Origin of the sequence: Agarivorans aestuarii (assembly GCF_019670125.1) — a bacterium.
In the GTDB taxonomy this organism is placed as follows: domain Bacteria; phylum Pseudomonadota; class Gammaproteobacteria; order Enterobacterales; family Celerinatantimonadaceae; genus Agarivorans; species Agarivorans aestuarii.
The window spans coordinates 1,698,103-1,720,000 of sequence record NZ_AP023033.1 but is presented as its reverse complement, the minus strand read 5'-3'; the positions used below and the strand labels follow the sequence as shown (position 1 = coordinate 1,720,000).

Annotated in this window: 17 protein-coding genes (1 of these 17 cut by a window edge); 6 read left to right on the top strand and 11 right to left on the bottom strand. The window is 45.1% G+C overall.

Going from position 1 to position 21,898, the window contains the following annotated elements; all coding sequences use genetic code 11:
* Positions 1 to 1,878, bottom strand: the 5' portion of a protein-coding gene (locus tag K5609_RS07995) for a methyl-accepting chemotaxis protein (RefSeq protein ID WP_221076707.1). 123 nt of this gene lie to the left of the window's left edge; the window shows 1,878 of its 2,001 coding nt (coding positions 1–1,878); its start codon is at positions 1,876 to 1,878; the stop codon falls past the left edge of the window.
* A gap of 110 nt (positions 1,879 to 1,988) precedes the next feature.
* A complete protein-coding gene (locus K5609_RS07990; protein WP_221076706.1) occupies positions 1,989 to 5,660 on the bottom strand; it encodes an ATP-binding protein in 3,672 nt (1,223 codons plus the stop codon).
* Positions 5,661 to 5,828: 168 nt separating this feature from the next.
* Here K5609_RS07990 and rcsF point away from each other — a divergent pair, with 168 nt between their 5' ends.
* The 6 genes from rcsF (at position 5,829) to K5609_RS07960 (ending at position 11,502) form a co-directional block, all read left to right on the top strand.
* Positions 5,829 to 6,200, top strand: coding sequence for an Rcs stress response system protein RcsF (rcsF, locus tag K5609_RS07985; protein WP_221076705.1), 372 nt, complete (start codon positions 5,829 to 5,831; stop codon positions 6,198 to 6,200).
* Complete coding sequence (gene tsaA, locus K5609_RS07980; protein ID WP_221076704.1) at positions 6,200 to 6,919, top strand: tRNA (N6-threonylcarbamoyladenosine(37)-N6)-methyltransferase TrmO; 720 nt, start codon at positions 6,200 to 6,202, stop codon at positions 6,917 to 6,919. Before rcsF ends, tsaA begins: the two co-directional genes overlap by 1 nt.
* Positions 6,909 to 7,529 (top strand): acyltransferase, encoded by a 621-nt coding sequence (locus K5609_RS07975; RefSeq protein WP_221076703.1) that lies wholly within the window; start codon positions 6,909 to 6,911, stop codon positions 7,527 to 7,529. The genes tsaA and K5609_RS07975 overlap by 11 nt, the downstream gene beginning before the upstream one ends.
* Positions 7,530 to 7,588: 59 nt before the next feature.
* Positions 7,589 to 9,289 carry a proline--tRNA ligase gene (locus K5609_RS07970; RefSeq protein ID WP_221076702.1) on the top strand — a complete coding sequence of 567 codons (1,701 nt, stop codon included), beginning with the start codon at positions 7,589 to 7,591 and terminating at the stop codon, positions 9,287 to 9,289.
* A 105-nt stretch (positions 9,290 to 9,394) separates the two neighbouring features.
* Positions 9,395 to 10,540 (top strand): patatin-like phospholipase family protein, encoded by a 1,146-nt coding sequence (locus K5609_RS07965; RefSeq protein WP_221076701.1) that lies wholly within the window; start codon positions 9,395 to 9,397, stop codon positions 10,538 to 10,540.
* Between the two features lie 80 nt (positions 10,541 to 10,620).
* Positions 10,621 to 11,502 carry a GGDEF domain-containing protein gene (locus K5609_RS07960; protein WP_221076700.1) on the top strand — a complete coding sequence of 294 codons (882 nt, stop codon included), beginning with the start codon at positions 10,621 to 10,623 and terminating at the stop codon, positions 11,500 to 11,502.
* Here the strand turns inward: K5609_RS07960 and tilS are convergent.
* The 9 genes from tilS to K5609_RS07915 are packed head-to-tail and all read right to left on the bottom strand — an operon-like array spanning position 11,480 to position 21,891.
* The gene (gene tilS, locus K5609_RS07955; RefSeq protein WP_221076699.1) at positions 11,480 to 12,802 is read right to left on the bottom strand and encodes a tRNA lysidine(34) synthetase TilS; all 1,323 of its coding nucleotides are present in this window, start codon (positions 12,800 to 12,802) and stop codon (positions 11,480 to 11,482) included. The two genes, K5609_RS07960 and tilS, sit on opposite strands and share 23 nt — an antisense overlap.
* 48 nt (positions 12,803 to 12,850) lie before the next feature.
* Positions 12,851 to 13,807, bottom strand: coding sequence for an acetyl-CoA carboxylase carboxyl transferase subunit alpha (gene accA / locus K5609_RS07950; protein ID WP_221076698.1), 957 nt, complete (start codon positions 13,805 to 13,807; stop codon positions 12,851 to 12,853).
* Positions 13,808 to 13,819: 12 nt separating this feature from the next.
* The gene (dnaE, locus tag K5609_RS07945; protein ID WP_281423338.1) at positions 13,820 to 17,311 is read right to left on the bottom strand and encodes a DNA polymerase III subunit alpha; all 3,492 of its coding nucleotides are present in this window, start codon (positions 17,309 to 17,311) and stop codon (positions 13,820 to 13,822) included.
* A gap of 2 nt (positions 17,312 to 17,313) precedes the next feature.
* Positions 17,314 to 17,910, bottom strand: a complete 597-nt coding sequence (gene rnhB, locus K5609_RS07940; RefSeq protein WP_221076697.1) for a ribonuclease HII — start codon at positions 17,908 to 17,910, stop codon at positions 17,314 to 17,316.
* Between the two features lie 30 nt (positions 17,911 to 17,940).
* Positions 17,941 to 19,083: a lipid-A-disaccharide synthase gene (gene lpxB, locus K5609_RS07935; protein ID WP_221076696.1), complete on the bottom strand. Its 1,143-nt coding sequence runs from the start codon at positions 19,081 to 19,083 to the stop codon at positions 17,941 to 17,943.
* The gene (lpxA, locus tag K5609_RS07930; protein ID WP_221076695.1) at positions 19,083 to 19,871 is read right to left on the bottom strand and encodes an acyl-ACP--UDP-N-acetylglucosamine O-acyltransferase; all 789 of its coding nucleotides are present in this window, start codon (positions 19,869 to 19,871) and stop codon (positions 19,083 to 19,085) included. The genes lpxB and lpxA overlap by 1 nt, the downstream gene beginning before the upstream one ends.
* A 12-nt stretch (positions 19,872 to 19,883) precedes the next feature.
* A complete protein-coding gene (fabZ, locus tag K5609_RS07925; RefSeq protein ID WP_221076694.1) occupies positions 19,884 to 20,339 on the bottom strand; it encodes a 3-hydroxyacyl-ACP dehydratase FabZ in 456 nt (151 codons plus the stop codon).
* A 14-nt stretch (positions 20,340 to 20,353) separates the two neighbouring features.
* Positions 20,354 to 21,379 carry a UDP-3-O-(3-hydroxymyristoyl)glucosamine N-acyltransferase gene (gene lpxD / locus K5609_RS07920; protein ID WP_221076693.1) on the bottom strand — a complete coding sequence of 342 codons (1,026 nt, stop codon included), beginning with the start codon at positions 21,377 to 21,379 and terminating at the stop codon, positions 20,354 to 20,356.
* Positions 21,380 to 21,381: 2 nt separating this feature from the next.
* Entirely contained in the window at positions 21,382 to 21,891 is a 510-nt protein-coding gene (locus K5609_RS07915; protein WP_016401177.1) for an OmpH/Skp family outer membrane protein, read from the bottom strand.
* Positions 21,892 to 21,898 lie beyond the last annotated feature (7 nt).

Genomic DNA, 21,898 nt, shown 5'->3' with positions numbered 1-21,898 from the left:
CAGAGTCGACGCCACATCGGTGGCCACTGCAGATTGTTCCTCGGTAGCTGCCGCAATCGCCGTAACCATTTCAGTAACGCCTTGGGTAGTGTCGATAACTTGATGCAACGCATCTCCTGCCTTATTCACCACATTGCGGCCGCTAGAAACCAGTTCAGTACTTTTTGACATACTCTGGTTAGCCGCTTCAGTTAGGCTACGAATTTGGTTGATAATTCGAGCAATCTCTTCAGTGGATTGGCTAGTTCGGCTTGCTAAGCTACGCACTTCGTCAGCCACTACAGCAAAACCACGCCCTTGCTCGCCAGCACGTGCTGCTTCAATGGCTGCATTGAGCGCTAATAGATTAGTTTGCTCAGCGATGCCAGCAATTACATCGGTAATCTTTTCTACCTCTTCACCGGCCAGGTTTAACTTAGCGATGTGCTGATTACTATCACTTACAGAACCTTCGATTTTTTGCATAATGGAAATGGTATCTGTCACCACTTGCCCACCTTGGCTTGCTACGTCTCCGCAATCTCTTGCATGGTCAGCAGCTTGAGAAGTGTTTTGCGCTATTTCTCTGGCTGCTACAGACATCTCTTCAATGGCAGTAGCTGCGGAATCGACTTTCGAACGCTGTTCATCTAGAGCGGTGCCAATGCCCGAGCTCTTATCAAAGACCTTCACACTGCTTTGACTCACATCTGCAGCAGTTTGATTCACTTCGGTTATTAGCCCTTTGAGCTGCTCTGCCATCGCATTGATTGAGCTAGTAAGCTGCCCTACCTCGTCTTTACTGTTAACTTTTAAAGCCGCTTGTGAAAGGTTACCGTCAGCTATTTGCATAGCTCGTTGATTAACTAAGGCCAAATTGGATTTAATTTGACGAGTTAACCAAAGTACCACCAAGCCCCCTAATAGAGCAGCGATAGCAGCGCCGGCAAATACCACCAGCACAACTTGCTCCCCTAGGCGCTCTAAATCCTGTTGATGACCGACTAATACATTCTGCTGCTGCATATTCCAGTCGTTAAGCTGCAATTCTATCTCAGCCACCAAGGGAATGACTTCGTTGGCCATCCGGTAGTTGGCAATATTCCAATCAGGCGCTGCTCTTATCACAAACATCTCATCGACTAAGGGAACAAAAATATCAACTAACTCGACAAATTGTTGCCACAAACGACTTTGCTCTTCGGTAAATAAGGTGTTTGCTGCCTCTACATCCGCTACCCTCTGTTTATGTCTGGCAAAGTACTCTTGGTATTTCTCTTGTTCATACTTATCACCAGTAATAATAAAGCTACGTAAACTAGTTAGGGCATTAGCCAGTTCATTACGTGCTTCGCTCATATCCGCTAGCAAGCGCACCCGTTTCTTGGGGCTATATAAGCCGGGTTGAGAGATTTCTTCGGTGACAGCACTGGAAACCTGATTCATCGCTTCTTCAGCCAAGGGCGCAATATCAAACAGCAATAATGCATGTGCGGGCAGATTATCTTCACTATTGGAAATTTTAATAATTTGTTGCTGCAATTCTTTTAGCGCTAAAAAGCTAGTTAAGGTTTGCTCTGGAACCGCTATATCACTTAACAGCTGGATCTGTTCTACAGCCAAATCTATGTTTAGCCAAGACTGTTCAAACAGGCTTTGAAAATGCTCTGCGCGTTGTTTATCGGCGCCATGAATGAGGTATGCCCGAAGAGCACTAAGTGACTGTTGAAGGTGTCGTTCGATTTCTTTGCTTTGGGCAACCACAGGAACACTAACTTCAACAATTTGCCGCTCTTTTTGAGTAATTTTGTCTAGTTGAATAAACACAATAACGGCGGAACAAAACATCAAAACAGCAACGAAACCAAAAGCTGATAGCAGCTTATTCGAAATAGACACGAAGAGAACTCCCTTGTTTCACAAAAAAACGATGCTGTTGTTTAAGGCTAGTCTATCTGCCTAAAGCTACAACGCATCGTGGTTTACATCCAGCAAACCTAAAAATGAATCTATTTAGAATATAAGCGCATATGCTGTTCTATTTCCAGCATAGTTTCACTAAGAGTGCCAAATAAGCCAGCAGCAAGTGCTATATGCTCATCCAAAATCGGTTGTTTTTTCAAGCCTTCTTCAAGCGCTAAACACTGAGCTTGTAAACTGCTAGCGCCAAAGTAGCTGCTGCTAGATTTAAGCCCATGAGCCAAGCGTATCGTATCTTGATAACGCTTATCCTGTAGCGCTTGCAATAGCTCTTCAATCATCGCCTCAGCACCTTTATGATACTCCTGTAATAAGGCATCAAACTCATCACCCATGCTTTCCGACAACTTAGTAAGCTCAGTTGGTGAAATGCGTTGATATTGAGTTGTGGTAAGTTCATCGCTACTTGCTAGCAATCTTTGCTCTACACCAGCATTCTTTGTATTCAACCATTTACGCAGGCAAACATATAAACCTACTCGGTCAAACGGTTTAGTCACATAATCATCCATTCCGGCATCAAAACAGGCTTGTTTTGCTTCCAAGCTAGCGCTAGCTGTTAAAGCGATAATAGGAGTGCGTTGAGCAAGGTTTTCTAATTCTCGAATAATCATGGTGGCTTCATAGCCATCCAAGTCAGGCATCAAACAATCCATCAAAATTAAAGATAACTTTGAACCCCAACGCTTAAACAGTTCTATAGCTTCATGACCATCACGGGCAATCATCACTTTAAGGCCGAAACTGTCTAACATGTGGCTAGCAACGCGTTGATTTACAACCGTATCTTCAACCAAAAGCACGTGGCCAGACAATTTGCTTAATACCGCCTGCTCTCGACTGTCGGTGACACTTACGCTCAACACATCATCTTCAACACTTTGCAAAGGTAAGCTCACACTAAACTCTGAACCAACCCCCAAACCCGATGTAACTGATATATCACCACCCATTAAGGAGACAATGCGCTGACAAATGGCCAGCCCTAAGCCGGTTCCCCCATAACGGCGAGTTGTTGAGCTATCAGCCTGAGCAAAAGGCATGAACAAGTTACCAATAGACTCTTCTGCAATGCCAATGCCGCTATCGGTCACTCTAACCAACACACTTTCCTCCGCGCTTGGCTGTTGACTATATTCAACACTTAAATTTACCGTGCCTACTTCGGTAAACTTTATGGCATTGTTGACGAGATTGATGAATATTTGCTGCACCCTGCCCTGATCGCCAATGAACACTTTAGGTAAATGCTCGGGATAATCGAGATTCAAACTCAAGTGCTTGGCTTTAGCTTGAGGAGAGAATAGCTTAACCACCTCCAACAAGCTTAAATGCAAGCTAAAAGCATCTAAACGCAGCTCCATTTTACCGGCTTCTACCTTAGAGAAATCCAGTACATCGTTAACAATTACTAACAAGGCTTTGCCGGAAAGACGAACAGTATTCACGTGCTCGATTTGCTCCTCAGACAACGAGGAAGCACTGAGTAACTGAGTCATGCCTAAAATACCGTTTAGCGGGGTACGGATCTCGTGACTCATCATGGCCAAAAAGTCGCTTTTCGCTTGCGAAGCAGCTTCTGCGTCTCGCCGAGCAATGCTTAGCTGTTGCTGGCTGCGCTGGTGTTCGGTAATTTCATCATTCAGCTGTTCAGTTCGAGCATCTACTTTTGCAGTCATTTGGCCTATGGCTCGGGCTAATACGCCCACTTCATCATTCGACTTATCCGGTAAGGTCACCTGTATATTTCGCTCACCAAATAACAAAGTAGCGTTGGTAATGTAGCGCAATGGCGCGACTATAGTGTGAGCAAAAAACCAACCTACTAACACCATCAAACCAATGACCACCGCAGCAGCTAATAGGGCTTGCTTGGCCGCCATTTGTGAAGCTGCGATAGTTTCCTCGTAATCGGCTATTTGTACCAAGTCCAAATACTCTTGGTTGTTCGACGGCAGATAAGGCAAGCGCTGAATACTTAAAATGTATGAGCCAAACTTAACTACCTGCTCTGGTAGTTCTTTTACTGGGGAGTTAATTAGCTGCTTGATACGTTGGTATTCTGAGGCTTGAAAACTGGTAGACTGCCCCCGGCCATGTTCACTTCGCCACAATCTCTCACCATTAATGTCGAACACTAATAAAGGTCCAATGGTGGTTTCAGCATGCTGGCTAGAGCGATTTGATGAAGCTTGCTGCGATACTTTAAATAGGTCATCAAGGCGATACTCAAAAAGCCAAATGGCAGCAACACCGCCATCGCTATGCAGCACACTGGTTGCCAAATACCATACGCCATGGCTATTTTGTCTGATTGTTTGAGCATGCACTCTACCTGGCAACTTTTCTGCATCTAACAGCAATGCTTTAGGCAAGGTGTGACCAATTCGCTTTCCTACAGATAGATATTCAAACTGTTGGCCTTGGCTAACCACAATAAGATGCGCGGCTAGTAGCGCTTTTTCCCGTTTAAGTAACTGTCGAATATCGCTACTTAAACGAGAATGCCAGAAATCAGGTTCTAGATTTACGAATTGGTCGTTTACAAACTGCTGCTGAATAAAGCCATTAAGCAAGGATTGCTCAGCTAAATGGCTGAGCTCTTCATAAGCGTGTGATATTTCACGGTCGAGACGCTCAACTTGTATTGCATTTCGTAAACTTAGTTGCTGCTCGCGCTCGCTCTCTAAACTGGCAACAAAAGAAAAATAAAAGATGAGATAGGTTACTGTAACCCCTGCTACCACCAGGCAACCACTCAACAGAGTAACGTAAGTACTTATGGAGCTTTTACTGCGTTTAAACCACGAGCGTTGTTTCCCCCGAGCCCGTTCCATTAGGCGAATCAGACGGTCTTCACGGCGTCGCTCTCGCTCCAATGCAGTCACTGGTGCAGGAGCTCGTAACTCCAAGTAGCTGGCAACGGCGACTACCAAGTAACTGCTTAGTTTTATTAACGACAGAGAAAATACCGCAAAGCTGTTTAGCCCTAAGTCTTCTGAAACCGGCCAAAAGTACAAAATGAATTGAATACACACACAAGCAAATACGCCACATTCAAGTGTGCAATTTAACCACCTGCCACGCCAACCAAAATAGGTAATGGCAATAGCAAATACTGCAGTCACTAACAATTCCAACACAGAATGAAGATGGGCTAAAGCCACCTGCATGAAAGGTAAAGAAACAACATAAAGAAAAGCGACGCTTAGAAAAGAAAATATCACGCTGCCAATAGCCAGCACCATTATGCTCATTTTCCCGCCGTTGGCTAAACGCTCATAGCGGCTAAGCAACACTCCACAAATAAGTAATACTGCGGCTAAAAAGCCACGCGTAATCAACCCAGACCAGATTGCTACAGTATTTAACGATAATGGCTGAGCACTTAAAAACGAGGGGGAGTTGAGAATAAAATAGCAAAGCTCTAAACCCGATACCGAGAAAAAGGCGGCGCCGAAAACCAACATGGTATAACTGTATTTTTTCCGGTAAAAACTGCGGCACATTAAGCCAACAGAAAGCGGCAGAATAATACTGAGAATCGCCACGATAACAGTGGCTAAGGGGGCTACTGAAGCTGAAGACTGGCGTCCCCAAAAAGCCAAGGCAACCACCAACACCAGCGAAAATAATAAGCCGATACTATGCTGCCATGCTAAATCTAGTTTGCGAAACATGCTGACGCTAGGTTTAGACATTACCTATATCCTTGGTAAAACATCCTAAAAGCTTTTTCGCTATTCAGCATTAACTTGAAACAACAAGCGAAACTAAGTGATGTTATAATAAACCCAGTATTATCAATAAGTACATGTCAATTTTAACAGCTAATGACCAGCTTCAAGTATTTAAACCAAGGGAAGTATATGCGTGTTTTTCTAATAATGGCGCTTAGCAGCAGCTTGTTGGCTTGCAGTGGCAACTACAGCTTTAATACCAATGTGGATAAAGAAAACTTTGAGAATTACTTGCCAGCTACCAGCGTTGAAATATACAGCGACCAACAAATTGATCCCTTACAAGCCGAGTATTTGGGCATTGTAGAAGGAGTGAGTTGCCAGGAAAAAGCCAACCAAGCACCTCCACAACAAGTGGATGCGCGCAACAATCTTCGAGAACAAGCGGCAAGCATTGGTGCCAATGTGGTCACGGTGCAACAATGCTACCCCATCGAAGAACCCGCAGCATGCATTGCTATGCTTAGCTGTTTTGGCAAAGCATACAAAATAGAAAAGTAATGAATTTACATTTATCCCCCTTGGGCCTAATCCACTCCCCTTATCAAGAGAAGTTTTCGGTTCCTCGCCAACCCGGCTTAGTGAGTGCAACAACCAGCAGTTTAGTTTTCAACGCTGAATTTGCTAACCCAGACTTACTTGATGAAGTGGAACAGTTTAGTCACTTTTGGTTAGTGTTTGCCTTTCATCAAAATGTTCAATCTGGCTGGAAGGCAAAAGTAAGACCGCCGCGTTTAGGTGGCAATAAAAAAGTGGGTGTATTGGCATCGCGTTCATCATTTAGACCGAATCATTTAGGTTTATCGCTACTTGAACTTAGCCACGTAGAGCGCAGCCCTAAGAAACTCGCCATGCATTTTAAGGGGGGCGATTTAGTCAACGGCACTCCCATATATGATGTAAAGCCCTATTTACCTTATGCCGATAGCATTCCTAACGCACAGGCAGGTTATGCCCAGCAAGCGCCACAACATCAGCTGCGAGTAACATGGACAAGTCAAGCCTTACAACAAGCCCAACAACTAAAGGTGGAGCAAACTCAAGGGCTAGTGATAGAGCAAGTGCTAGCGCAAGATCCCCGCCCCGCTTATAAACAAAACAAAACTGACGACCGAGAATATGGTGTAGCGTTGTATCAGTTTAATATCCGCTGGCGAATCATAGAAGTTAATACCGGTGAGTCACAGGTAGAAATTGTTTCGGTGACCCATGCAGCTTGAACCTCAGGACTATCAGCAACAGCACAAACAGCGGCTGGCTTGGATGCCGTGGCTATATTACCGCTTAAAAGCTAAACATCTACAATGGGCCAAGCCTTGGCAGGATGATATTCAACAGCGTTTGCAAGCATTAGAAACGGTTCAACTAAGCGAAAACTGCTTCATTGCTCCCGATGCTAATATTTTTGCCGAACCCGGCCGTTTAGTCTCGCTGGGTGAAAGTTCATTTGTGGCTGCTCAAAGCTTCTTGCATGGTCCAATTACCATTGGTGACCAAGTAGCCATAAACCATGGCTGTTCCATCGACGGCGGGCAAAAAGGCGTAAGCATTGGCAACAACAGCCGCATTGCCAACGGTGTTAAAATTTATGCCTTCAACCATGGCATGCACCCAGAGCAAGATATTTGGCGACAAAACAGCCAATCCCTGGGAGTCATAATTGGCGAAGATGTATGGATTGGCGCTAACGCCTGCATTGTTGATGGCATTGAGATTGGCGATCATGCGGTCGTTGGCATGGGAGCGGTAGTCACTAAAAATGTGGCTAAATGGGCTATCGTTGCCGGTAACCCTGCAAAAATCATCGGCGACCGCCGTGACAAGGCCTGACAGAGCTAAATTAGCCTGTTACAATCGCCGCAATTTAATAGCTAAATGAAAGGACAGATATGCGTTCTAGCAACTATCTTCTGGCAACTCAAAAAGAAACCCCTAGCGATGCAGAGATTATCTCTCATCAATTAATGTTGCGCGCGGGAATGGTACGCAAACTCGCCTCGGGTCTATACACTTGGCTACCAAACGGCTTACGCGTTCTACAAAAAGTAGAACACATTGTTCGTGAAGAAATGAATAACGCAGGCGCAGTTGAAACCTTGATGCCTGTGGTACAGCCTTTTGAGTTATGGGAGGAAACCGGTCGCTCAGAAAAGATGGGGGCAGAGCTACTGCGCTTTACTGACCGCCACGAGCGCCCTTTTGTGCTAAGCCCTACTGCTGAAGAAGTAATCACTAGTTTGGTTCGTCATGAGGTAAACTCTTACAAGCAATTACCTCTAAATCTGTATCAAATCCAAACCAAATTCCGCGATGAAGTTCGTCCACGCTTTGGTGTAATGCGTTCGCGCGAATTTACCATGATGGATTCTTACAGTTTTGATATCGATAAAGAAGGTTTAGAAAAAACCTACGCCCAAATGCATCAGGCATACTGTAAGGCCTTTGACCGCATGGGTCTAGACTACCGCCCAGTGCTAGCCGATACCGGTGCGATTGGCGGCTCTGCATCGCATGAATTCCACGTATTGGCAGAAAGCGGCGAAGATTTAATTGCTTTCTCTACTGAATCAGAATTTGCAGCTAATATTGAAAAAGCTGAAGCATTAGCACCTTCAGGCGAGCGCGCAGCACCTAGCCAAGAGATGCAAGAAGTTGCCACACCGAATGCTAAAACGATTGCCGAACTAGTTGAACAGTTCGATATCAAAATAGAACAAACGGTTAAAACTTTAATAGTAAAAGCCGCCGAAGAATCTGAACACTCACTAATTGCGTTGATTGTCCGTGGCGACCACGAACTCAATGAAATTAAAGCAGAAAACTTAACAGAGATAGCTTCGCCTCTTGAGTTTGCCAGTGAAGAAGAAATTCGCGCAGCGGTTGGCGCAGGTCCTGGTTCTTTAGGGCCAGTGAACCTTCCAATGCCGGTTATTATAGATCGCGCGGCAGCTCATTGTAGCGACTTTGGCGCTGGTGCAAACGTAGATGACAAGCACTACTTCGGCATTAACTGGGAGCGAGATGTAGCTCTTGGCGAGGTTGCAGATATCCGCAATGTTGTTGAAGGCGACCCAAGCCCATGTGGCCAAGGTACCATTGCTTTAAAACGCGGTATAGAAGTTGGTCATATTTTCCAGCTTGGCACCAACTATTCTGAAAAAATGAATTGCGGTGTGCTAGGTACTAACGGCAAAAACGTAACCCTAGAAATGGGATGTTACGGCATTGGTATCTCTCGTATTGTTGCTGCAGCCATTGAGCAAAACCATGACAAATACGGCATTATATGGCCAGATAATATTGCACCTTTCAAGCTAGCTATTGTGCCAATGAACATGCATAAATCTCATCGTGTTCAAGAAGTTGCCAACAAGCTTTATGAAGAAGCAAAGCAACGCGGCATTGATGTGTTATTTGACGATCGTAAAGAGCGCCCAGGGGTAATGTTTGCCGATATTGAACTTATCGGTATTCCACACGTTATCGTTATTGGCGACCGCAGCCTCGACAAAGGTGTGATCGAATATAAGAACCGCCGTAATGGTGAGAAAATTGAAGTAGCGGTAGAGCAAATTTTCGAACAATTCTAACGCGTACTCGTTAAGTTAATAAGCCGGCCTTAGCCGGCTTTTTTTGTTTTTGGTAGTGTGATATCACCAGCAAGCAGTGCTAAAACGCTGTGCTAAGATATGATTATGAATCAAAAGGCTAGCACTAAAAACAAACCCAAAGTCGCTCTCGTTCTTACCGGCGGAGGCGCGCGAGCGGCCTACCAAGTTGGGGTTCTAAAAGCGATTGCGGAGCAATACCCAAGAAACCATGCCAGTCCCTTTTCAATACTTTGTGGTACATCCGCGGGTGCTATAAACGCTACCGCGCTAGGCGTCTATGCGTCCTGCTTTCGATTAGGGGTTAAAAAGCTTGAATATATTTGGCGTAACTTTAAATGTGAGCAAGTTTTTAGAACCGACAGTTTAGCCATAGCCAAGCAATTATCATCAATGGTGTGCAAAAGCCTGCATGCAGACTATAGCCAGCAACAAGGCTTTTCCTTACTCAATAACCAGCCCTTACAGGCCTTATTAAACGATTACCTTAACTACAAGCGAATCGATCAGAACATTGCCACCGGCTATTTGCATGCCTTATCGGTCACCGCTTCAAATTACCAAGACGGTCAGTCCTTATCTTTTTTTCAAGCCAAGCAGCATCAACAAAACTGGCAACGCGCCAGGCGGCTGGGGCGAAAGACCCAAATCCATACCAGCCACCTACTTGCTTCAACAGCCATACCTCTGATATTTCCAGCGGAGAAAGTAGGTCAAGATTACTACGGCGATGGCTCCATTCATCAGCTTTGCCCACTTAGCCCCGCAATCCATTTAGGCGCCGACAAAATTTTAGCCATTCACCTTGAACAACCTCGCAAACCCAACTGCGCGATAGATTGTCCTCCGCCGAATAGCGCGACCATTGCTGGTCATCTTCTCGACTCGGTGTTTTCCGATACGCTAAACTCAGATCTAGAGCGCTTGCAGCGGATCAACCGAACCATAGAGTTATTAAGCCCGCTACAGCAAGAACAATTGGATTTACGCCCTATTCACTCTTTAAGCGTTAAACCTAATATCGATTTCGAACAAACCGCACACAACCACTTTAGTATATTGCCTCTTTCGGTTCGGCTGATGCTGGCTACCTTAGGCATCAAAAAAGACAAACCTTCGGCCATCACCAGTTTTTTAATGTTCGAACAAGATTACACTAACTATTTGATAAGAGAGGGATACCAAAACACTCTGCAGCAAATTGACAAAATTTTGGCTTTTTTGGAAGATTAGCTGGCCTACAAATTGCTTTATTCTTAATTAGCGGCGTTTTTTGACGCTAAACAGCAAGATTAGATAAGAGTAAAGTAACTATGGATTCTCTACAATTAGCGCAGAACAATATTGTAAGCCCAAGAAAAATATCACATTTTTCTAATGACGCTAAACTTAGTGCTGTTCAGAAGCTGAGTATTCTTGAGTCTTTGCAAGAAAGCTTACAGTTAGATGAGTTACTGCAAAACTTTGCCGCTATGGCAACGAATTACGTTGAGTTTTCGGCCATGCGTTTAGTTAGTGATAGCCTGCAAACCGAAGTTAGCCTATTTGAAGGCCAGCGCTACTACCGTAGTTTTAATCTCAACAATAAAAGCCAACCCTTAGCGATTATTACCTTTACCCGCGATACGCCATTTCAGCGTAATGAAATTCATCAACTCCGCCAGCTAACGCAACTGCTGCAGGCTCCATTAAAACATGCCCTGCAGATAGCTCGATTACAAGAGCGGGTGCGTAATGACTACTTAACCGGTATCGGTAATCGTGCCCATTTCGATGAATCTTTACATACGTCTATTGAACAGCAAACCCGTCAAAGCCAGCAACAAGGTGGCTTAGTACTTATTCTGTTAGACTTGAACAAGTTTAAGCAAGTGAATGATTCGCTTGGCCATCCGGTTGGCGACCAAGTATTAATTAGCTTTGCCAAAGTACTCGAGTCGGTAATTAGAAGTGGCGATCAGGCTTTTAGAGTGGGTGGCGATGAGTTCGCTATGTTATTGCGCCCGGCCACCGAGTACTCTGCGCAAAAAGTGATTAAACGCTTACACGCCAAACTTGAAGAATCACCACTTCTGGCTCAATACGATATTTCAGCAAGTATTGGGGTAAGCGAATGGACACCAGGCAGCAATAGCGAAAGCCTAATCCAAAGCGCTGATGAGCAGCTTTACGCTAACAAGTCGGCAACCAGTTAAGAGTAATGCCCTTGTTATGAGGGCATGCATAGTCTTTCTGAATATAAACGTCAGCTATCGCTACTAATACCTCATCATAAAACACAAAGGGCACTCGGTTTCGTTGCCAAGGCGGTAACTTGCATTCTTGTAATAGCTTTTTAATGCTTCTGCTGCCCACTCGCCCAGCAGCATTAAACTCTCTTTGCTGTAGATGAGTTCTAAATTTAACACAAACCTGCTGAGTGCTAGAGGGCGGCAACAATTTGCCACCATCTTGCCAAGCTAACTGACTACCGTTAGCCAGCGTTAATATTGGCGTGGTGGCGAGGTTCCAGCCGCTTACCAGTTCTGACTCCAGCAATTCAGCTTTTCGCACTAAATACAAACACGCTTGGTAGCGACGACACTCTCCTTCGGCAAGTGCAACGGCTACTTTGGCATCTTGTTGTGCAGAGGTTTGAATGAGGATTTGCTCTAATTGCGCTTGGCTTGGGTAAGCCCAGCCCATAAGCTTTAACCAGTAACGGAGCACGTTTCGTTGGCGTTTTGCAGAAAGCAGCAACAAGTTTTCACTACACAGTGTTTGCTCTCGCTTGAGGCTTTGGTAATCAGACTCAGCCAGCTCTTCCAACAACTCTACAGACTCTTGCAAGAGTTGAACGCTACGCTGAGTAGATGCTAGCCATTGAGGCCAGCGCTCGGTGAGCTCTGGTAATACCTTATGTCGCAAGAAGTTACGATCATAATCTAAAGACTGATTACTTGGATCTTCTATCCAACTGAGTTGTTGCTGACGAGCATAGCTTTCTAACTCTGCTCGTTTAACCGATAATAAAGGCCTTAACAAACACCCTGTAGCAAAACTGCGCATAGGCGGCATTGCGGCTAGCCCCTGCAAGCCACTTCCCCGCTTAAGCGCCAACATAAAGGTTTCAAACTGGTCATCTGCATGGTGCCCAGTAAGCAGGCAACTATTGGCATCAATATACTTGGCTAAGGCTTGATAGCGCTTTTCTCGCGCCACTGCTTCTAGGCTGGTGCGCGAGCTTACCTCAACATCAACCTCCTCAGCCACAAAGTTTATACCCAGTACCTCAGCTTGCTGCTGGCAGCTAAGTTGCCAGTTATTTGCTTGCTCTTGCAGGCCATGGTTTACGTGCACAACTAGCAACTCTAAGTGCCGGTGAGATCTATGGTACTGGGCTGCTAAGTGCAATAGTACGCTTGAATCTAAGCCGCCACTAAGAGCAATAACAATACGTTGAGTTGTTGAAGGAAGTGAAACTAGGGAGTGGGAAAAGCGAGATTGAAGGGACAAATTAACCTCTTAATAGGGCATTGGAGAAACCAATGCCCTAGTTCATTATTAGCAATATCCGTAGGACATTAAGCGCTGATAGCGCTGCTCTAACAAGGTGTCAGTGTCTAAGGCTGATAGGCTTTCTAAATCACTCAATAGCTTAGCTTTAAGATTCAGAGCCATAGCTGCTACATCACGATGCGCACCGCCTAGAGGCTCCGGTACGATGTCATTGATTAAGTCGAGTTCCTTTAGGCGCTCTGAAGTAATGCCCATAGCATCGGCTGCAACAGGCGCTTTATCAGCACTCTTCCACAAAATCGATGCGCAACCTTCTGGAGAAATCACCGAATAAGTACTGTATTGCAGCATGTTAACGCGGTCACCCACGCCAATTGCTAAAGCACCACCAGAACCACCCTCACCAATAACGGTACAAATAGTCGGTACTTTTAAGCCAGCCATAACTAATAGGTTTTTAGCAATCGCTTCACTTTGTCCACGCTCTTCTGCGCCTACACCAGGGTATGCGCCAGGAGTATCAATAAAGGTAATGATCGGCATATTGAAACGTTCAGCCATTTCCATCAAGCGCAGCGCTTTACGGTAGCCTTCTGGTTTTGGCATGCCAAAGTTACGACGGATCTTTTCTTTGGTTTCACGACCTTTTTGCTGACCAATAATCATTACTGGTTTGCCGTCTAAACGTGCCATACCACCAACAATCGCTTCATCATTAGCATAGGCTCTATCACCGGCTAACTCATCGAAGTCGGTGAATATGTGTTCGATGTAATCTAATACATAAGGGCGATTAGGATGACGCGCTAACTGCGCAACTTGCCAAGCACCTAAGTCTGAGAATATCTTTTGGGTTAAATCGTTTTGCTTTTGTTGTAAACGAGAGATTTCTTCCTGTAAATCTACATCTACGCCAGATTCTTCATTTACAATGCGCAACTCTTCAATTTGCGCTTGCAGCTCAGCAATCGGCTGCTCAAACTCTAGAAAATTCGGATTCATATAATCTTTTTCTTAATTAAATTCTAGGGTGACTTGCTGTTGTCCCAGCAGTTGGGTCAACGCCTCTATTAAATCTTCACTCGGCGTAATTCGCCAATCGGTGCCTAAGCTTAACATGCCACTGGCATTATCGCCCTCATAACTTATTGCTATTGGGCAGGTTCCCGCTCGATAAGGCTCTAACACTTCATAAAATCTTTGCCAGAACAATTCATCTAGCTGGTCACGAGACATCCGTAACCGCAGTTTTTTCATCCAACGCTCACGGGCCATCGACAAATCCATGACTTCACGAGCAGTCATTTTAATGCCTCCGGAGAAATCATCAACGCTGACCTCTCCTTGAATCACCAACATGCGATCTTTTTCTAATAATTCTTGGTAGGTATCGAAGGCTTCACTAAAGAACATTACATCTAAACGGGCACTACGATCATCTAGTTGAATGATGCCCATTTTAGAGCCTCGCTTAGTAAGCATTACTCGTGTAGAAAGTACTAAGCCTGCTACCGTTGAAGTGGTACCGCGGCCGGTAGGACGAATGTCCACCAAGCGGCCAGTAGTGTATTGGCGAAACTCTTTTAAGTAGCGGTTAACCGGGTGACCAGTGAGGTATAAACCAAGGGTTTCTTTTTCCCCTTCTAACCAGACTTTTTCTGTCCAAACCGGTTCATCAATAAATTCTGGGCGCTCATCCTCTTCTTCGGCAATAATGCCAAATAAGTCTTCTTGACCGCGAGCAGAAGCTTTTGCGTGTTGTGAAGCGGCTTGCAAAGCTGTTGGCAAAGTCACCATCATTGCGGCGCGGTGCGGACCTAGCTTGTCCATGGCACCAGCCATGATCAGCTTTTCTATCACCCTTTTATTGATTTTTTTAAGGTCTAAGCGACAACAAAAATCAAATAGGTCGATGAATGGGCCACTTTGTCGGGCCTCTAAAATGGCATCAATAGGCCCTTCACCAACACCTTTAATCGCGCCAATACCATAAACAATTTCCTCGTCGGCGTTAACCGAGAACTTGAACAAACCAGTGTTTACATCAGGCGGTACCAGCTTTAACCCCATGTTGTTACATTCATCTACCAATGTAACAATTTTGTCGGTGTTATCCATATCCGCCGACATAACCGCTGCCATAAAGTAAGCAGGGTAATGCGTCTTCATCCAGAGCGTTTGGTAAGAAACTAAGGCATAAGCAGCTGAGTGCGACTTGTTAAAACCATAGCCAGCGAACTTTTCTACCAAGTCAAAGATCTTCATGGACAGTTCGCCATCCACTCCGTTCTTAATTGAGCCTTCTTCAAATACCGCCCGCTGCTTGGCCATTTCTTCAGGCTTTTTCTTACCCATAGCCCGGCGTAACATGTCAGCGCCACCCAGGGTATAACCAGCTAGAACCTGAGCAATCTGCATTACCTGTTCTTGGTAAAGAATAATACCGTAGGTTGGCTCTAAAATAGGTTGCAAGCTGTCGTGTTGCCAAGTTTCATCAGGGTAAGAAATTGCTTCTCGACCATGTTTACGCTCGATAAAGTTATCTACCATGCCTGATTGCAGCGGACCCGGTCTGAACAGAGCTACAAGTGCAATCATATCCTCAAAACAGTCAGGCTTAAGGCGCTTGATCAAGTCTTTCATACCGCGAGATTCCAACTGGAATACCGCGGTAGTTTTGCAGTCTTGCAATAGTCTAAATGATTTTTGGTCAGTGGTAGAAATTGCCGCAATATCGATCGGCTGCTCACCCTTGGCTTCTAGCACGGGGTTAAGCATATCCAAGGCCCATTGAATGATGGTAAGAGTACGCAGGCCTAAGAAGTCAAACTTAACTAAGCCGGCATATTCAACATCATTTTTATCAAACTGAGTAACCGGGTTTTTACCCTCTGCATCACAATATAGCGGTGCAAAGTCTGTAATGGTAGTGGGCGAAATAACAACACCACCGGCGTGTTTACCGGCGTTACGGGTAACGCCTTCGAGTACCCGAGCCATGTCTATCAACTCGCGAACTTCTTGGTCACCGTTATACAATTCTGGTAAACGTGGCTCCGCTTCGAAGGCTTTTTCCAAGGTCATACCAGGGTCTGGCGGAATTAGCTTTGAAATACGGTCAACAAAACCAAAAGGATGACCAAGCACACGGCCCACATCGCGCACCACAGCCTTAGCTGCCATGGTACCAAAGGTAATAATCTGCGATACCGCATCACGGCCGTAGAGCTCGGCTACGTGGTCGATAACCTCATCACGACGGTCCATACAAAAATCGACATCGAAGTCAGGCATTGATACCCGCTCTGGGTTCAAAAATCGCTCGAAGAGTAAATCATACTCAAGAGGATCTAGATCAGTAATCTTTTGCGCATAAGCAACTAAGGATCCTGCACCTGAGCCCCGGCCAGGTCCAACTGGGATATTATTGTCCTTACTCCACTGGATGAACTCCATCACGATAAGGAAGTAACCAGGGAAGCCCATTTGGTTAATTACGTCCAGTTCAATTTGCAAACGTTCATCGTATTCTGGGCGTCGCTTCGCACGCTCTTCCGGATCGGGGAATAGAAACTCTAAGCGCTCTTCTAAACCATCCCAAGATACTTTACAGAAGAACTCTTCAATGGGCAGGCCATCGGTAGGAAAGTCAGGCAAAAAGTATTCACCTAAACGCACTGTTACGTTGCAACGTTTAGCAATCTCGACGGAGTTTTGTAGAGCTTCTGGAATGTCGGCAAACAGTTCCAGCATTTCTTGCTCACTGCGCAAATATTGTTGGGGACTATATTTTTTCGGTCGGCGACTATCTTCAATAGCAAAACCATCATGAATCGCCACTCTCACTTCGTGAGGTTGGAACTGATCGGGCTCCAGAAAGACCACTTCATTGGTAGCAACTACCGGCAGTTGCTGCTCAGCAGCCAACGCTACCGCCATATGCAGGTAGTTTTCTTCATCGGGGCGACCAGTGCGAATCAGTTCTAAGAAATAGTTATTTGGAAAGTGCTGCTGATAGAAAGCTAAACTGCTCTCAACCAGCTTATGGTTTCCCTTAAGCAGCGCTATGCCTACATCACCTTGACGCGCCCCCGATAGAACAATAAGCCCTTCGGCGTGCTCGCTTAGCCATTGCTTATCAATCACCGGCTTGCCTTGCAATTGCCCTCTAAGATAAGCGCGAGAAATAAGCATGGTTAAGTTTTGATAGCCCTGATTATTACTAGCCAGTAGAGTTAATCTAAACTGAGTATCTCCCAGTTCTTCAGACTGCACATAAAAATCACAGCCCACAATTGGCTTTATACCCTGATTATGAGCTTCACCGTAAAACTTCACCAAGCCACAAAAGTTGGTTTGGTCGGTTAAGGCAATGGCGGGCATGTTGAGCTCGGCAGCTTTGGCTACAATCGGTTTAACTTTTTTAAGGCCGTCCATCATCGAGAAGTCTGAATGGACCCGAAGATGAATAAAAGATGGACTCGGTGTAAGTGCTGACTCAGACAAAACTACAGCTCTCCTAATACCCGTTGTACCGGTTTAAAACTGCGGCGATGCTCGGCAATCGCACCATGCTTCTCAAGCATTTCAAGGTGCAGGGCTGTTGGATAGCCCTTGTGTTTAGCAAACTGATAATCTGGGTAGCGGGCATCGAGTTCAACCATTTCTTGGTCTCGCGCCACTTTCGCGATAATAGACGCAGCACTAATTTCGGCTACCAAACCATCACCTTTAATTACCGCTTGGCAGGGAATGTTTAGTTGAGGTTCTCGATTACCATCGATCAAAGCAAACTCAGGAGTAACGCTCAAGGCCGCAACGGCTCTAGACATTGCCAGCATGGTTGCATGCAAAATGTTCAGCTCATCTATTTCTTGAGGAGTTGCTCGCCCCATCGCCCAGGCGATGGCATGTTGCTTAATCTCCTCGGCGAGTGCCAAACGTTTCTTCTCGGAGAGTTTTTTGGAATCGTTTAGCCCAGTAATAGGCTGCTTAGGGTCTAGGATAACAGCTGCGGTTACCACATCCCCCACTAAGGGACCACGCCCTACTTCATCAACGCCAGCGAAAACAGAATAACCAGAAGGATAAACAAAAGGCGTCATGAGAACTCCAAAAAACGCGTATAAGGAAAACTAACTATTTATTACTTCAATTACCGCTTGCGCTGCTTTTTGGTCGGCATCACAACGGATTTGCTGGTGCAATTCGGTAAACTTATCAATAAGTTCGCTATTATCGCTTTTGAGCAGGCGGCTTAGCTCAGCCACAATGTTGTCGCTGGTGCAGTCTTCTTGCACATATTCTTGCACAATCATTTTGTCGGCAAGTAAGTTAGGCAACGCGGCAAACTTGGCATTAACAATTAGCTTTGCAATTCGATACGTCAAAGGCTTGAAACGATAAGCAACCACCATAGGCCGTTTTACTAACATAGCTTCTAGTGTTGCCGTTCCAGAAGCTAACAAAATAGCGTCTGCTGCAGTCATTACGGTGCGAGCTTGTCCGTCTACCACTTTAATATCTAGTTCTGGGGCATGCTCACTAACTAAAGCTTCAAATTGTTCTCGCCGACGTTGATTCACCAAAGGAGCAACCAGCTGCAAATCTGGGTATAGCTTAAGTAATTTTTTGGCGGACTCAAGAAACACTGGCGTAAGTAAACCCACCTCAGCATTTCGGCTACCAGGCAAAATAGCCAGCACTTTTCTAGTGCTATCTAAACCCAACTGTTCGACGGCTGGAAGCTGCGGGCTATGCATAGCAACTTGATCAGCAAGAGTGTGGCCAACGAACTCGCAAGGCACTTCGAAGCGATCATAAAAGGCTTTTTCAAATGGCAAGAAAACCAGAATTTTATTGCAGCCTTGTTTAATTTTGAAAACGCGCTTTTGTTTCCATGCCCAAACCGAGGGGCTTACGTAATGAACGGTTTTAACACCCTTAGCGTGCAGTTTATGTTCTACACCTAAGTTAAAATCTGGAGCATCAATACCAATATAAATATCTGGTGGAGATTGGATATATTGTTGGAGCAGTTGCTTGCGGATTTTAAGAATACGCGGCAAGCGCCCTAGCACTTCCACTAGGCCCATTACCGACAGCTCTTCCATATCAAACAAGGCCTCACAGCCCTGCTCTTGCATTAAGGGACCAGCAATGCCGGAAAAGCGCGCATTGGGGTATTTCTGTTTAAGCGCAGAAATTAATCCGGCACCTAAAATATCGCCGGAGACTTCCCCGGCGACAATAGCGATATGCAAATCCGCTTGGGCCATTAGCGAACGATGCCTCGACCGTTTTCTTTTAGAAAATCAGCGAACAGCTTAACCTCCGGATATTGCTCAGCAGATAACTCTATCTGGCTAAGGGCTTCCTCTAAGGTATTGCCACTGCGGTAAAGCGTTTTATAGGCTTGACGAATCGCCTTAATAGCATCTTTACTGAAGCCTCTGCGTAGTAAACCTTCAGTATTCACCGCTACCGGACGAGCGTAGTTACCGACAGCCATCACATAAGGAGGAACATCTTTATTTACTGCCGCGCAGCCTCCAACAAAGGCGTAAGAGCCAACTTTACCAAACTGATGAATAGCCGCTTGGCCGCCAAAAATAACGTTATCACCAATAGTAACGTGACCAGCTAACGTGGCATTGTTAGCAAAAATACAACCATTACCTACAACACAATCGTGAGCAACGTGAGCATTAATCATAAATAAGCAGTTACTGCCAATTTTGGTAATGCTTTGGTCTTGGGTAGTGCCTCGGTGAATTGTTACACTTTCGCGGATAGTATTGTTGTCGCCAATCTCTAAATAGGTATCTTCACCGGCATATTTCAAGTCTTGGCAGTCTTCACCTACCGAGGCAAACTGAAAAATACGGTTATTATTGCCGATTTTAGAGTGACCTTTAATCACTACATGTGAAGCGATTTGACAGTTTTCTCCAATCTCAACTTCACCGCGAATAATGGTAAAAGCACCAACAGTGGTGTTGGCGCCAATTTTTACATTACCTTCGATAATGGCGCTTGAATGTATACTTGCAGTGCTATCTATCATATTCAGCTCCACTTACTTGTAGGCCCTACGTGCGCACATGATTTCGCCGCTACATACCACTTCGCCTTCTACTTTGGCGACACAACTAAATTTACCGATACCACGACGGTCGCGTAATAATTCAACTTCAAGGTGCAATACGTCACCTGGGCCAACTGGCTTCTTGAAGCGAGCATTATCGATACCGGCAAAATAGTAAAGCTCGTTTTCAGCTGGTTTTGTGGTAGATTTAAAGGCCAAGATCCCGGTACATTGAGCCAATGCTTCAAGAATCAATACGCCTGGAAAAACCGGTTGTTGCGGAAAGTGGCCAGTAAAAAACGGTTCGTTAAACGTTACATTTTTAATGGCGTGTAGCGTTTTACCTTCTTCAAAATCCAATACCCGGTCTACCAATAAGAATGGGTAGCGGTGAGGCAATAGCTCCATGATGTCTTGAATTTCTAAGCGGTTTAGTTGTGTAGTCAAAATCTATTCCTAATTTAGTCGGCTTTGGCGCTGTTCTTGCGCTCTAAGCTCACAATGCGTTTATGCATCTCATCGATTTGAGATAGGCGAGCCATTGATTTTCGCCACTGACGATTAGCTTGGGTAGGCATGCCTGAAGAGTAAGTGCCCGGTTCACTAATTGATTTGGTAACCATAGAGTAACCGGTGATAGTCACTTGGTCGCATATATCAATGTGACCATTAATGCCAACTCCACCACCAATAATGCAATAACGGCCAATATTAGTGCTACCAGCAATACCAGTAGTACCTGCAATTGCAGTTCCGGTGCCAATCGTTACATTGTGAGCGATATGCACTTGATTATCGATAATCACGTTTGACGCGATCTCAGTATTATCCAGCGCGCCTCGGTCGATAGACACCGATGCGCCGATTTCAACTTTATCGCCAATAATCACCGTGCCCAACTGCGGTATTTTCACCCATTGGCCTTGCTTATTGGCATACCCAAAGCCATCACAACCAATCACAGTATTACTTTGAATTAAACACTGTTGACCAATTTGAACTTCATGGTAGATGCTACAATTGGCCCATAATTTTGTCTCGGCACCAATTTTTGTATTTTTACCGATGAAGCAGCCAGCCCCGATTTGTGCGTTATCACCTAAAACAGCACCACTTTCAATAACCGCATTAGCACCAATAGCTACATTACCGCCTATTGTCGCGCCTTCTTCAACAATAGCAGAAGGGTGAATATTGCTTGCGCAAGCAGGGGTGTTATCTAGTAGTTGCGCTAATTGAGCGTAACTAACATAAGGGTCTTCGCTAATTAAGCTATTTCCAGAAAAAGCGTCGGCATGACTTTTCGACAAAATAAGTGCACCAGCTTTACTAGTGGCCAACAAAGGTTTGTACTTTGCGTTAGTTAAAAAGCTTATCTCTTGCTCCCCGGCTTTTTCAAAGGGAGCAATATTTGAAATAACTAGCTCGGGATCACCCTGAAGGGGAAGCCCGAGTTGCTCAGCGATTTGGCCAAGGCTTAGTGTCATATTTACTTACTCTTACTCACTTGTTGAACAACCTGCTTGGTAATATCCAAAGAGTCAGATGCATACGCTGTTGCATCTAAAGGTAATACTAAATCGTAGCCCTGTGCTTTAGATACTTCAACAATTGCGTCTTGAACTTTAATCATCAATTTTTGTTGCTCTTCAGCGCCACGACGACGTTGGTCTTCTTCTAAGTTTTTACGCTTAAGCTTGTACTCTGCTTGCATAGTTTCAAGCTGACGGGTAATTTTAGTCACTTCCTGCTGACCTAGCAGCTCCCCATCTTTCTCACGCTTGTCGTAAAGACGCTGCATTTCAGCTTCCAAGCCACGAACTTCCTGCACGCGCACTTCAAACTCGTCTTTTAAGGTTTTTTGCAAAGTGTCACGCTGAGGCAATTGTTGAAAAACTTCAGCAATATTAATCACAGCAATTTTAGTTTCTGCTAGCGCACTAAAACTTGGGGTTACGATAGTTGCAGCAAGGGCAACAGCAGCAATTAGTTTTTTCAAAAGATTT